This is a genomic window from Sorangium sp. So ce327, from assembly GCF_051530205.1.
GTDB lineage: Bacteria > Myxococcota_A > Polyangia > Polyangiales > Polyangiaceae > Sorangium > Sorangium cellulosum_B.
Genome location: NZ_CP150330.1, coordinates 6,671,016 through 6,684,216 on the forward strand (window position 1 = coordinate 6,671,016; position 13,201 = coordinate 6,684,216).

Below are 13,201 nucleotides of genomic sequence, written 5' to 3' on the forward strand. Positions count from 1 at the left end.
GCGCCGCAAATCCGCGGCCCAAACGCCGTTGACTTTGACTTTCACGAATGACAGCTTCGTCGGAGCTTTGATGCGTCCTTCTCGTGACCTCCACACCGCCCACTTCGCTGCAGCAGCGGCGCTCACGTTCATCCTGGCGGCGCTGCCCGCCCACGGCGCGACGTACTGGACGGTCCCTGCTGTCCTGAAGAGCTTCTTCGCGAGCTCGAAGAAGGTCGGCTATCGCAAGGTCGTCCTCGGCGACGCGGAGGCGCAGGAGCTCGGCAAGAAGCTGGGGGCGCCGGTCAAGCGCGAGTGGGTGGTGTACGTCGCGGAGTCCGACGGCAAGATCGACGGCTACGCGATCAAGGACGAAGAGAAGGGGATGCACGAGCCGATCGACTTCGCCGTGCAGTTCTCGACGGCCGGCGCGGTGGAGCGCATCGAGATCCTCGAGTACCGCGAGGCGTACGGCGACGAGGTCCGCGGCGATCGCTTCCGCGCCCAGTTCCGCGGCAAGACGGCGGTCGACCCGATCACCGCGGGCAAGGACATCGACATCGTGTCGGGCGCATCCATCTCGTCCCGCTCCGTGGCGCTCGGCGTCAAGCGCGACGCGCTCGTCCTCCAGCTCGCGCTGAAGCGCGGCGGTCTGTGAGGGATTTCACAGCTTCAGCCGGTCGGCTGAGGTCGCTCTCGCTCGGCGCGAAGCTCCTCTACTCGGCGTTCGCGCTCGCGTCGGTCATCGGGCTGCTCGTGTCGTGGCGCCTCTACGGCGCGATGGTCCAGGACGCGGGGGCCGCCGCGTACTACGCGGGCGCGCCGGTCGCCGCGCCGCCGCCTGCCCCGACCCAGGCGCCCGCGGCGGCCGAGGGGCCCGCGCTCGATCTGGGCCCGGAGATCGAGCTCCCCGGAACGCCGGAGGCGCCGCGCGTCCTTGTCGAGCAGATCTCCGAGCGGAAGCTGCTCGAGGTGACGCATTTCCACCTCTTCTCGGTGCCGGTCTACGTGCTGATCCTCGCGCACCTCTGGCTGCTCGCGCGCCTGCCGTCGTGGCTCCACACCGCGGGCGTCGCGGCGGCCGTCGTCACGAGCGGGCTGCACATCGCGGCGCCATGGCTCATCCGGAGCGCGCCCGGCGCCGCTGCGCTGATGCCCGTCTCCGGCGTGGCGATGTTGCTGTCGCTCGGCGCCATGGCGGTCGTCTCGACGGTGGACATGTGGCTGCCGAGGCGCTCGCGGCGAGGCGAGGCAGCGCCGGCCGACGAGGCCCAGGCCCAGTAAACCGCCGCGCGCGCCCCGCGCGGAGCGCGCTCGCCCCGACGAGCGAAGGCGCCCTGGGGACCTGGTCACCAGCGCGCCCGACGAGGCCTCAGCCCGGCGCGTCCTGCTCGGGGACGAGCCAGAGCACCCCCAGCGGCGGGAGCGAGAGCACGATCGATTGCGGGAACCCATGGCTCGGGACGTCCTCGACCTCGACGCGACCCAGGTTGCCCACGCCGCTGCCGCCGTACTGGACCGCGTCGGTGTTGAGCACCTCCAGGTAGGCGCCGCGCCGCGGGACGCCGATCCGGTAGTGATGGCGCGGGACGGGCGTGAAATTGCCGATGAACACGACGTGCGTGCCCGAGGGCGACATCTGATCTCCCGCGCCGTCGCCGTAGCGGATGAACGAGATCACGGTCTGCATGTGGTCCGTGCAGTCGATCCACCGGAAGCCGTGGTGCTCGTCGTCGAGCTCGTACATCGCCGGATACTTCTTGTAGAGCGCGTTGAGCTCCGTCACGAGCCGCTTGAGCCCCGCGTGCTCGGGCACCGAGAGCAGGCCCCAGTCGAGCTCCGTCTTCTCGCTCCACTCGGCGAACTGGCCGATCTCACCGCCCATGAAGAGCAGCTTCTTGCCCGGGTGCGCCCACATGTAGCCGTAGAGCGCGCGCAGGTTCGCCAGCATCTGCCAGTAGTCGCCGGGCATCTTCGAGAGCAGCGCCCGCTTGAGGTGCACGACCTCGTCGTGGCTCAGCGGCAGGAGGAACTTCTCGGAGAAGGCGTAGATCAGCCCGAACGTGAGCTGGTGGTAGTGGAAGGCGCGGTGGATGGGCTCGTGCTTGAAGAAGTCGAGCGTGTCGTGCATCCACCCCATGTTCCACTTGAAGTCGAAGCCGAGCCCGCCGACGTACGTCGCGTGGGTCACCGACGGCCAGGCGGTGGACTCCTCCGCGCAGAGGATCGCGCCCGGACAGCGCTCGTGCACCCGGTTCGACAGCTCGCGGATGAAGTCGATGGCCTCGATGTTCTCGCGGCCGCCATACCGGTTCGGCACCCAGTCGCCGCCCTGCGCGGCGTAGTCGAGGTAGAGCATCGAGGCGACCGCGTCGACCCGCAGCCCGTCGATGTGGAACTCGTCGAGCCAGTAGAGCGCGTTGGCCACAAGGAAGTTCCGCACCTCGTGGCGGCCGTAGTTGAAGATGTACGTGTTCCACTCGCGGTGCTCGCCGAGGCGCGGGTCGAGGTGCTCGTAGAGCGCCGTGCCGTCGAACCGCCCGAGCGCCCACGCGTCCTTGGGGAAGTGCGCGGGGGTCCAGTCGAGGATCACGCCGATCCCCCGCTGGTGGCAGCGGTCGATGAAGTAGCGGAGGTCGTCGGGATCGCCGAAGCGGCTGGTCGGGGCGAAGTAGCCCGCCACCTGGTAACCCCATGACCCGTCGAAGGGGTGCTCCATGACCGGCATGAGCTCGATGTGCGTGAAGCCGAGCTCGGCCACGTACTCGACGAGGTGGTCGGCGAGCTCGCGGTACGTCATCCAGCGCATCCCGCCCTCGTACGGCGGGCCCTCGCCCTGCACGCGCCGCCAGGAGCCGGCGTGGACCTCGTAGATCGTGAGCGGCTTCTTGCGGGAGTCGATCCTGCCGCGCTCCTGCATCCAGTCGCCGTCCTGGAACGCGTAGCGGCTCGTGTAGACGCGCGAGGCGGTGGCCGGCCGGAGCTCCATCGCCTGGGCGACGGGATCGGTCTTCACCGTGAGGTGCCCCTCCGGCGTCTTGATCTCGTACTTGTAGAGCGCGCCCTCGCCGAGGCCCGGGATGAAGAGCTCCCAGAAGCCCTCGCCCATCCGGCGCATCGCGTGGCGGCGGCCGTCCCAGTGGTTGAAGTCGCCGAGGACGCTCACCCGCCGCGCGTTCGGGGCCCAGACCGCGAACGACGTCCCGGAGACCCCGTCCACCTCGCGCACGTGCGCGCCCAGGACGCGGTAGAGCTCCCAGTGCCGCCCCTCGGCCAGGAGGTGGCGATCGATGTCCCCGAGCGTCGGCGGCATCGCGTACGGGTCGAGCTCCACCGAGGAGTTGCCGTCCGCGAAGCGCAGCTCGAGCTGGTACGGGAAGCGTCCGTCCGCGGGGTAGGACACGCCGGGGAAGCGCGCCTCGAAGAGGCCCGCGGGGTGGACGCGCTCCATCGGCTGCCTCCGGAGCCTGGGGTCGCCCGGGACCACCGAGATCTCGGTGGCGTCCGGCCGAAAGACGCGGACAACCAGGTCGTCCTCGTCTTCGTGCGCGCCGAGCACGTGGTGCGGATCCGGATGCTCGACTGCCGCGATGAGATCGAGTTCTCGTTGTTCCAACATGTCGGGGTCCGCCTATAGCGGCTCCACTCGCCGACGTCATGCCGAGAGTCCGCCCGAGACGCCGACCAGGCTCACCCGGGCGCACCGGCGCGGCCTGCGGCGCCGGTCCCCCCTGGCGCAACCACGGTGTGCTCACCATTTGTCCGCAGCGCAACAGCGGATGTCGGGGGGCCGGATCGACCGCGAGCACGCCGAGAATCGTCGGGATTCATCGGGAAACAGCGCAAATGCTCATTTGCTGTACCTTCTCGGGAAGGGTAGGGTCCCGGCGTCGAGCGGCGAGCCACGGAGGCCATCCGGCAAGCGATGCGGGCTCGACAGGCGGAGGGATCGAACATGGGTCAGGTGGTGAGCGAACGCCCGATCGGGGGCAACGGCAGCGGTCCTGGCATGAACGGGCACGGAGGCGCGGCGATCCGCAGCTACGCGCCCGCGACCGGGGAGCTCCTTGGAGAGGCCCCGAACACCAGCGCCGAGGAGGTGCGTGCCGCGGTCGCCCGGGCGCGGCGCGCGCAGGAGGCGTGGGGCGCGCTGCCCGTCGAGGAGCGCTGCCAGCGCGTCCTGCGCTTCCGCGACGCCATCGTCGATCGCACGGACGAGATCGTCGATCTGCTCTCGCGCGAGTGCGGCAAGCCGCGCCACGAGGCGCTGCTGCACGAGGTCCTGGTCGCGGCCGACATGGCGACGTACTTCGCGCAGGTCGCCCCGAAGGCGCTCGAGCCGCACGAGATCAAGCTCCACCTGTTCAAGCACCGGCGCAGCTGGGTCCACTACGTCCCTCGCGGCGTGGTCGGCGTGATCTCGCCGTGGAACTTCCCGTTCCAGCTCGCGCTGCGCGACGTGCTCGCGGCGATCGTCGCCGGCAACGCCGCCGTGCTCAAGCCGAGCGAGGTGACGCCGCTCATCGCGCTCAAGCAGAAGGAGATCTGGGACGGCGCGGGCATGCCCGAGGATCTGTTCCAGGTCGTCACCGGCTACGGGCCGACCGGCGCGGCGCTCATCGACAGCGGCATCCAGATGCTCCTGTTCACCGGCAGCGTCGGCACCGGGAGGAAGGTCGCCGCCGCCTGCGGCGAGCGCCTCATCCCGTGCGTGATGGAGCTCGGCGGCAAGGCGCCGCTCATCGCCTGCGCGGACGCGGACATCGAGCGCACGGCGCAGGCGATCGTCTTCGGCGGCTTCGCGAACGCGGGGCAGGTGTGCGTCGCGGTGGAGCGGGTCTATGCGCACCGCGAGATCCACGATCGCCTGCTCGAGCGCACCGTCGAGATCACCAAGGGGCTGAACCAGGGTGATCCGGGCAAGGAGTTCGTCGACGTGGGGGCGATCATCTTCCCGCCGCAGATCGACGTCGCCGAGCGGCACATCAAGGACGCTGTCGACAAGGGGGCGACCGTGAAGGCCGGCGGCAAGCGCGCGCCGGGGCAGGGCCAGTTCTTCGAGCCGACGATCATCGCCGGCTGCGATCATGCGATGACGGTGATGACCGAGGAGATCTTCGGGCCGGTCGTGCCGTTCATGCAGGTCGCGACCGAGGAGGAGGCGATCCGCCTCTCGAACGAGTCGCACCTCGGCCTCAACGCCTATGTCTTCTCGGAGGACACCGATCACGCCCGCCGGCTCGCCGAGCGCCTGCAGGCCGGCAGCGTGCTGGTGAACGACGTGCTCATGAACGGCGCCCTCCCCGACGCGCCGTTCGGCGGCGTCAAGCAGAGCGGCTTCGGCCGGGTGATGGGCGAGGACGGGCTCCGGCAGATGTGCGACGTCAAGCACATCAACGCGGACCGCATCGCGCTGGGGTCGAAGGACCCGACCTGGTTCCCCTACACCGCGTCGTCGTACAGCTGGTTCAAGCGAGGCATGCGCGCGCTCTTCTCGAGCGGCGGCTTCCTCCGGCGCATCGGAGAGCTGTTCTAGGGCGGGCGCGCTGTCGGCGGCGGCGGGGAGCCTCGAGAACGTCGGCTGACCAGACGCCGGATGGACGGCCGCCGGGCGGGCACAGATCCTGCGCTTCGTGCCAGAGGCGCGCGCTCTTGCATCCCTGCCCCCTTCTGATCCACGCTGAACCCATGTCTACCCGGCCCAGTTCCTTGCCGAGCGACCCCATCCTCGCGGCCATCGAGCGCGCGCCACGTGTCCAGAGGCTCACGCCGGAGCAGCGCGCCGAGCTCGATCAGGATCTCGCCGACATCGCGGCGGGCCGTGCGCGCCTCGTCGCTCACGAGGATCTGCCGCGGGCCCTGGAGGAGCTGGCCCGCGAGCACGGCGGATGAGCTTCCGCGTCGTCTGGAACTTCCCTGCGCTGGTCACGTTCTACAGGCTGCCGATGCACTCGGCCTTCATGATCGACCGGGCGGTCGTTCGCTTCGCGGAGACGGGCGAAGGCGAGCTCGCGTGGGAGGCGCCCTACTACCTCCTCAGCGCGGGCTTCCACGACGCGGTGCTCACGATCGAGCGCGAGGCGCGGACGATCACCGTGCTCCGCATCTACGGCGCTCGCTGAGCGCTACGGGATCCGGCCCAGATCAGATCGGCGAGGGTTCGACCGGCGCGGGCTTGGAGCGGGCGGGCGTGGGTTCGAGCGGCGCCGGCTCGTCCGGCGCGACGGCGCTGGCCCGGCGCTTCGGGCGGAGCCTTCGCAGGGCGTTGCGGAGCGAGGCGGCGCTTCGCCTCGGCCTGGTGCTGCTGAGCGAGCCGGAGCAGCATGCCGAGGTCGCTGACCTCCTCGTCGAGGGTGCCGCTCGAGTTGACGTCATCGAACTGCTCGGCGACGTCCGGCTCGAAGACGAACGCCTGGTCCTCCGTGAGGGTCGTCGAGATGGGCTGACTCGGCTCCATGACCTCGCGGACGATGCGGTCGAGCTCTGGACGCGCCTGTTCGAGGAGGGCCTGAGACTCCGCAGGGGTCCCGACCGCGCGGGTCTCCTTCAGAACCGCGAGTTGCTCTTGTGATAGCTCGATTCCCTTAACCTACCTCCGTTGGTGGTGGTGGTCAGTGTGGATATCATGGCCAATGGGCGGTCGTAGCACGACAGCAGAGCTCGGCGCGCACCAGCAGCGCCCGACGCACCGGAAAGCATGGTTGCGTCACCGGGGAGCTGCACCAGCGCTTCCGGGACGCGGCTCCGCGGAGCTGGGGAGCGGGATCAGCGGATCGGGGAGCGCGGCCAGCAGCGCAGGAAAACTGCACCAGCGGGTCGGAGGAGCGATATCCGCGCGAAGGGGCAGCTGCACCAGCGGGTCGGAGGAGCGACACCAGCAGCTCGCGGGAGCTGCACCAGCGGGTGCTGGCAAGGGCTCCGGACCTGCTGGCGAGCGTCCATAACCTGCTGGCACGGTCCCCCCGGGCCACTGGGACGCGTCCTCGTGTGCTGCCGCAACAGAGATGTGGTGTAACGAGGAAGAAAATTCTGTAGTTTCCTGTGACGCTTATCACGGCCAGACGGAGGATTGCATTGGACACTCGACGGCGCTCTCGCATCGACGGGAACAGGGCTGTAGCTGGTCGAGGTGCGGGTCGAGCGCGGTTCGCGCGGATGCTCGTCGCCCTCGTCGCTCTCGTAACCGTGGCGTGCGGCGACGAGCCAGACGACACCAGCACGAGCAGCGGCGACCCGAGCGGGACCGGCGGCAGCGCGGCAGCCAGCACGAGCGGTCCGGGCGGCGCTGGCGGCGCGGGCGGCGCGGGCGGGACCGGCGGCGCGGGCGGCGCGGGCGGGACCGGCGGCGCGGGCGGGACCGGCGGCGCTGGCGGCGCGGGCGGGACCGGCGGCGCGGGCGGGACCGGCGGCGCGGGCGGCGCGGGCGGGACCGGCGGCGCGGGCGGCAGCGGCGGGGACCCCGGCTGCGCCGCGGGCGCGTCGCAGAGCGCGCCGTGTGGCCTCAATGGAAACGGGGAGCAGACGCAGGTCTGCACCGACGGTGTGTGGGTCGACGAGGGCGCGTGCGACGATCCGGACGAGTGCGTCAACGACGCCCGGCAGAGCGAGCCTTGCGGCCACAACGGCGCCGGGACAGCGACCTCGGTCTGCACGGGCGGCGTCTGGCAGCCGGGCGCCTGCGTCGATGCCGACGTCTGCACGAACGGCACGACGCAGGAAGCAGCCTGTGGCCTGAACGGGGCCGGAACCAAGCCCCAGGTATGCACATCAGGGCAATGGCAGGACAACGGCGCCTGCGTCGATCCCGACGTCTGTACGAACCGCGCGACGCAGCAGCTCGCCTGCGGGCTCAACGGGGCCGGCGCGCAGCGCCAGATCTGCACCGCGGGCCAGTGGCAGGACGACGGCGCCTGCGTCGATCCCGACGCCTGCACGAACGGCGCGACACAGCAGGCGGCGTGTGGCCTCAACGGGGCCGGTACGAAGCCTCAGGTCTGCGCGGCGGGGCAATGGCAGGACAGCGGTGTCTGCGCCGACGCCGACGCCTGCACGAACGGCGCGACGCGGCGGACCGCCTGTGGGCTGAACGGCGCGGGCACGACGCCGCAGCGTTGCGCGAACGGCCAGTGGCAGGACGACGGCGCCTGCGTCGATCCCGACGCCTGCACGAACGGCGCGACACAGCAGGCGGCGTGTGGCCTCAACGGGGCCGGTACGAAGCCCCAGGTCTGCGCGGCAGGGCAATGGCAGGACAGCGGCGCCTGCGCCGACGCCGACGCCTGCACGAACGGCGCGACGCGGCGGACCGCCTGTGGGCTGAACGGCGCGGGCACGACGCCGCAGCGTTGCGCGAACGGCCAGTGGCAGGACGACGGCGCCTGCGCCGATCCCGACGCCTGCACGAACGGCGCGACGCAGCAGGCGGCGTGTGGCCTCAACGGGGCCGGCGCCAGGCCCCAGGTCTGCACGTCAGGGCAATGGCAAAACGATGGCGCCTGCGCCGATCCCGACGTCTGCACGAACGGCGCGACGCAAGAGGTGGGCTGCGGATACAACGGCGCGGGCACGAGGCTGCAGCGTTGCGCAGATGGCCAGTGGCAGGATGATGGCGCCTGCGTCGACCCCGACGTCTGCACGAACGGCACGACGCAGGACGTCCCGTGCGGGCTCAACGGTCGCGGCGATCAGCAGCAGACCTGCACGCAGGGCGCCTGGGCGGACACCGGCGCGTGCATCGATCCCGACGAGTGCGTCGACGGCGAGGTGGCGCTCGCGACGTGTCCCGGCGGGGTCCAGTCGGCGACGTGCGTCGAGGGGCTATGGGACGAGGACGGGGCGTGTGAGACGAGCCCGATCAGCGCGAACGAGTACAACACGTGCGCCGTGGTGGGTGGGAAGGTCTATTGCTGGGGCTACAACGCGAACGGACAGATTGGCAATGGCACCACGATCTCGGTGGGCACGCCGACGCCGGTCTCGAACCTGAACGACGCCGTGAGCGTCGGGATTGGCTCGTCCCATGGGTGCGCGCTGCGCGCGACCGGCGCCGTCGTCTGCTGGGGGTCGGGCAGCGACGGTCGGCTCGGGAACGGGTCCACCGCGAGTACGACGATGCCCGTCCCCGTGTCCGGTCTCAGCGACGCCGTGGCCCTCGACGTCGGGGCCGATCACGCGTGCGCGCGGCGCGCGACCGGCGCCGTCGTGTGCTGGGGTCGTGGCGACTCGGGCCGGCTCGGCAATGGCTCTACGGCGAATGCGACGACGCCGGTCACGGTCTCGGACCTCACCGACGCCGTCGACATCGACGCGGGCGGCGCACATACCTGCGCGCTGCGCGCCACCGGCGCCGTCGTGTGCTGGGGAGATGCCCACGACGGCCAGCTCGGCAATGGCCTCACGGCGGACCAGTCGACGCCCCTGCCGGTGTTCGGCCTGAACGACGCGATCTCGATCTCGGCCGGCGCGGGGCACAGCTGCGCCGTGCGGGCGAACGGCGGCGCCGTTTGCTGGGGGAACGGGCTCGCTGGCCAGCTCGGCAACGGCTCTGCGATCACCATGTTCACGCCCGTCGCGGTATTGAACCTCTCGGATGCGGTCGCGCTCGAGACGAGCAATGCGCGCGGCGGCTGGGACACGGGCCACTCGTGCGCGCTGCGCCGGAACGGCGCCGTCGTGTGCTGGGGGAATGGCGCCGATGGCCAGCTCGGGATTGGAAGGTTCTTGTCGTCGAACCGGGGCGGCACTGCGGTGCTGGACCTGAGCGACGCGCGCGCCTTGGCGGCGGGCCTAACTCACACGTGCGCCGTGCGAAGCACCGGTGAGCTCCGCTGCTGGGGGGCGGCAGGCTATGGGCAGCTCGGGATTGGAACGATCGATACCGCACCGTTGCCGGTCCCCGTGGTGCCCCTCGATGACGCGGTGGAGATCACCGCGGGCGCATCCCACACGTGCGCGCTGCGCTGGAACGGCCAGGTCCAGTGCTGGGGCGAGGCGGCCCACGGTCGACTCGGCAATGGTTCCGAGGTGGACCAGACGACCCCCACTCCTGTGTCTGACCTCACCGACGCCGTTCAGGTCACCGCGGGCGCATCCCACACGTGCGCCCTGCTTCAGAGCGGGCAGGTCCAGTGCTGGGGGGAGGGCGCCAATGGCCGGCTCGGGAACGGCACGCTTGATGACCGCCGCACGCCCGTCGCGGTGTCGGCCCTGTCGGACGCCGTCGCGATCAGCGCAGGCCCTCTCCACACGTGCGCCGTGCGCCAGAACGGGCAAGTGTCCTGCTGGGGGGCGGGCTGGGACGGTCGGCTCGGGAACGGGGCCACGACCTCCCAGACCAGGCCCGTCACCGTGCTCAACATCGCCGACGCTGTCGACGTCGCGGCCGGTGGCGAGCACACGTGCGCCTTGCACGCGTCAGGCGCTGTTTCATGCTGGGGCAAAGGGGGGCTTGGAAACGCCACGTTGTCGAGCTCGTCGACGCCGGTCTCGGTGCTGGGCCTGGGCGACGCCGTCGGGCTCGCTGCGGGGAGGGTTCACACGTGTGCGGTCCACAGCACGGGCTCGGTGAGCTGCTGGGGCTCCGGTTCTAATGGACAGCTGGGGAACGGCACGACGACGGGCGCCACCATTCCGATGCCGGTCTCGAACCTCGGCGATGTCGTGCACCTGAGCGCGGGCTCCTCGCACACCTGCGCGGTCACGGCCCTCGGGGGAGCGTTCTGCTGGGGTCGCGGTGACAGCGCGCAGCTCGGACGCGGCTCGGTGGCCGATGCGCTGACGCCGGTGCCGGTCTCGAACGTCACCGATGCGGTGAGCATCAGCGCTGGAACGAACCACACCGCCGTGCTCCGCCGGACAGGCTCGATCGCGGCGTGGGGCGCGGTGGGCGTGGGTCAACTCGGCAATGGCAGCCCGAGGGTGAGCTTTCCCGTCGCCCTCGCCGGGCTCTGAGCTTCGCACACGAGCGCGCCTCCGCACGTCGAGGCGCGCTCGCGGTGGCGAAAGCAGGTCGATGGCTCCGACCAGTCCAGGCAAGGAGTGCGTCGACGGGGCAATCACCTTCCCGCCGCAGATCGACGTCGCGGAGCGGCACATCAAGGATCCACCCGCGTCACGGCCTGTCCGCGAGGACAGCAGGCTGGCGGACCGCCGTCGGCGCGCGCGTACTCCTTGAGCGTGATCGCGTCGTGCAGCCGGACCCCGTGGCTGCTCAGCTTGGCCAGCGCGCGCGACACCCCGCGCGGCGCCACGCTGACCAGGCGGCCGATCTGCGCCAGCGCCCACAGGTCGAACCGGCTGCCCGGGACCAGGCGCCTGGCGGCGTTCAGCGCGAACACCCGGCTGCGGCGCACGTAGTCGGCCAGCTTGCGCTCGCAGGCCTGGAACGCGCGCGCGTGGTCGCCGCCGGCCGCGGCCAGCTCGCCGGCGAGGACATAGGCGCCGACCACCGCGAGGCTGGTGCTGCCGCCGACCGCCGGCCCCGGCGAATAGCCGGCGTCCCCGGCCAGGGTGACGCGCCCGCGTGACCACGAGTCCATGCGCAGCTGCGTGATCGAGTCGAAGTAGAACGCCGGGGTCCGATCGAGCTCGGCCATCAGCCGCGGCACCTCCCAGCCGGCCCCGGCAAACGCCTCGCGCAGCAACTGCTTCTGCCGCGCGACGTCCCGGTGGTGGACATCGAGCTCGCGCGGGCTGCGGAACAGGAACACCGCGCGCGCGTCGTCGATCGTGTGCGAGCCGTAGATCGCCGCCATCCGCCCGACCCCGCCGAGCACGATCGCGTGGTCGTGGAGCCCCAAGTAGTTGGGGATCGAGATCACCGCGAGGTAGGCGCCGATGAAGCGGGCGAACTGCCGCTCCTCGCCGAACACCAGCCGCCGCACGTTCGAGTGCAGCCCGTCGGCGCCGATCACCAGGTCGAAGCGCCGCGGCGCGCCGCGCTCGAACGTCACGTCGACACCGGCCTCGTCCTCGGCGAGCGAGGCGATCGAGTCGCCGAACACGTACTCGACGTCGCCCCGGGTCGCGTCGTGGAAGATCTCGCTGAGATCGTCGCGCATGATCTCGACGTGGCGGTCGGACACCGCGTGCATCAACCGGCCGACGTCGATGTCGACCTGCCCTTGCACCCCTTCGCGCAGCAGCGTCATGCGCTCGGTGCCTGTCTTCTTGGCCTCGACCCGCGCCAGCACGCCCATGCGCTCGACGATGTCCATCGCCGGCCGAAACAGGTCGACCGCGTGGCCGCCCGTCTTGCGCAGCGTCGGCGCGCGCTCCACCACCGTGGGCCGGAACCCGTGCCGCTTGAGCCAGTACGCCAGCACCGGACCGGCGATGCTGGCGCCCGAAATGAGGATCTCCATGAGCCCCTCCTTACTTACCGATAGGTAAGCATGCGGCCCAACCCTGCACAAGGCTTACCGAACGGTAAGTAAGCGGCTACGCTGCGCCGGTGCCCCGAGCCAGGCCCTCCGACACCAAGGCGCGAATCCAGGCGGTGGCGCGCGAGCTGTTCGCGCGCCAGGGGGTCCAGCGGACCAGCCTGCGCGAGATCGCCGATCACCTCGGCATCACCAAGCCCGCGCTCTACTACCACTTCGACTCGCGCGAATCGCTGGTCGCCAGCATCGTCGAGCCGCTGCTCGCGGAGATGGACGCGTTCGTCGCCGAGCGCGAGGGCGGCCCGCAGCCTGACCCGCGCGTCCTTCTCGCCGACTACTTCGATCTCCTGCACCGCCACCGCGACACCCTCACGATGGTGGTCCGCGACCTCGCCACGCTCGCTTACCTCGACCTGGGCATACGCATGATCGAGTGGCGCCGCCGCCTGATGCGCCTTCTCATCGGCCCTCGCCCCTCGCTCGCCGCCCGCGCCCGCGCCGTGGTCGCCATCGGCGGCCTCTCCGACTGCGTCATCGAGTTCACCGACGTGCCCATGGAGAAGGTCAAGTCGCTCGCCGTCGAGGCCGCCCTCGCCGCGCTCGCGCCGACATCATGAATCGCATCCGCATGCCTCACCGCCGTGCAGCTCGACGCCCTTCGACCGGCGCCCCCGAGACAACGTGAGCGCCGGCGGGGGGCTGTGCGCGGCGGCGCGCGGGTGGGCGCGGCGAGCACCGAACGAGGTGCCATAAGCTCTCAGGAAGCTCCACGTCCCAGGCGCGCCTTGTGTGGCGCGCGACGAGACGTCTCAGAAGGCATGGCCCGAAGTGAGACATGCCGG

The 13,201-nt window shown here is 70.9% G+C and carries 10 protein-coding genes; 8 read left to right on the top strand and 2 right to left on the bottom strand.

The annotated features are described in order from the left end of the window. Positions 1–70 precede the first annotated feature (70 nt). Positions 71–637 (top strand): FMN-binding protein, encoded by a 567-nt coding sequence (locus tag WME95_RS24935; protein ID WP_437910885.1) that lies wholly within the window; start codon positions 71–73, stop codon positions 635–637. Further along, on the top strand, positions 634–1,263 hold the full coding sequence (locus WME95_RS24940; protein ID WP_437910886.1) for a hypothetical protein: 630 nt from the start codon (positions 634–636) through the stop codon (positions 1,261–1,263). Before WME95_RS24935 ends, WME95_RS24940 begins: the two co-directional genes overlap by 4 nt. An 88-nt stretch (positions 1,264–1,351) precedes the next feature. Here the strand turns inward: WME95_RS24940 and glgB are convergent, their stop codons facing one another. Next, positions 1,352–3,598, bottom strand: a complete 2,247-nt coding sequence (gene glgB, locus WME95_RS24945) for a 1,4-alpha-glucan branching protein GlgB (RefSeq protein ID WP_437910887.1) — start codon at positions 3,596–3,598, stop codon at positions 1,352–1,354. A 348-nt stretch (positions 3,599–3,946) separates the two neighbouring features. Between glgB and WME95_RS24950 the strand changes: the two genes are divergently transcribed. The 5 genes from WME95_RS24950 (at position 3,947) to WME95_RS24970 (ending at position 10,929) form a co-directional block, all read left to right on the top strand. Continuing rightward, entirely contained in the window at positions 3,947–5,515 is a 1,569-nt protein-coding gene (locus WME95_RS24950) for an aldehyde dehydrogenase family protein (protein WP_437555209.1), read from the top strand. A gap of 152 nt (positions 5,516–5,667) precedes the next feature. After that, entirely contained in the window at positions 5,668–5,871 is a 204-nt protein-coding gene (locus WME95_RS24955) for a hypothetical protein (RefSeq protein ID WP_437910888.1), read from the top strand. Next, the gene (locus WME95_RS24960; RefSeq protein WP_437910889.1) at positions 5,868–6,101 is read left to right on the top strand and encodes a hypothetical protein; all 234 of its coding nucleotides are present in this window, start codon (positions 5,868–5,870) and stop codon (positions 6,099–6,101) included. The genes WME95_RS24955 and WME95_RS24960 overlap by 4 nt, the downstream gene beginning before the upstream one ends. Before the next feature lie 176 nt (positions 6,102–6,277). After that, the gene (locus tag WME95_RS24965; protein WP_437910890.1) at positions 6,278–6,550 is read left to right on the top strand and encodes a hypothetical protein; all 273 of its coding nucleotides are present in this window, start codon (positions 6,278–6,280) and stop codon (positions 6,548–6,550) included. Between the two features lie 584 nt (positions 6,551–7,134). Beyond that, complete coding sequence (locus WME95_RS24970; RefSeq protein WP_437910891.1) at positions 7,135–10,929, top strand: RCC1-like domain-containing protein; 3,795 nt, start codon at positions 7,135–7,137, stop codon at positions 10,927–10,929. 143 nt (positions 10,930–11,072) lie between these two features. Here the strand turns inward: WME95_RS24970 and WME95_RS24975 are convergent, their stop codons facing one another. Beyond that, positions 11,073–12,341 (bottom strand): FAD-dependent monooxygenase, encoded by a 1,269-nt coding sequence (locus tag WME95_RS24975; RefSeq protein WP_437911021.1) that lies wholly within the window; start codon positions 12,339–12,341, stop codon positions 11,073–11,075. 89 nt (positions 12,342–12,430) lie between these two features. Between WME95_RS24975 and WME95_RS24980 the strand changes: the two genes are divergently transcribed. Next, positions 12,431–12,976, top strand: coding sequence for a TetR/AcrR family transcriptional regulator (locus WME95_RS24980; protein WP_437910892.1), 546 nt, complete (start codon positions 12,431–12,433; stop codon positions 12,974–12,976). Positions 12,977–13,201 lie beyond the last annotated feature (225 nt).

Bases quoted from the DNA above. Each gene is read 5' to 3' on its own strand.
- WME95_RS24960 (WP_437910889.1), top strand. From the start codon at position 5,868: ATGAGCTTCCGCGTCGTCTGGAACTTCCCTGCGCTGGTCACGTTCTAC.
- WME95_RS24975 (WP_437911021.1), bottom strand. From the start codon at position 12,341: ATGGAGATCCTCATTTCGGGCGCCAGCATCGCCGGTCCGGTGCTGGCG.
- WME95_RS24970 (WP_437910891.1), top strand. From the start codon at position 7,135: ATGCTCGTCGCCCTCGTCGCTCTCGTAACCGTGGCGTGCGGCGACGAG.
- WME95_RS24955 (WP_437910888.1), top strand. From the start codon at position 5,668: ATGTCTACCCGGCCCAGTTCCTTGCCGAGCGACCCCATCCTCGCGGCC.
- glgB (WP_437910887.1), bottom strand. From the start codon at position 3,598: ATGTTGGAACAACGAGAACTCGATCTCATCGCGGCAGTCGAGCATCCG.
- WME95_RS24935 (WP_437910885.1), top strand. From the start codon at position 71: ATGCGTCCTTCTCGTGACCTCCACACCGCCCACTTCGCTGCAGCAGCG.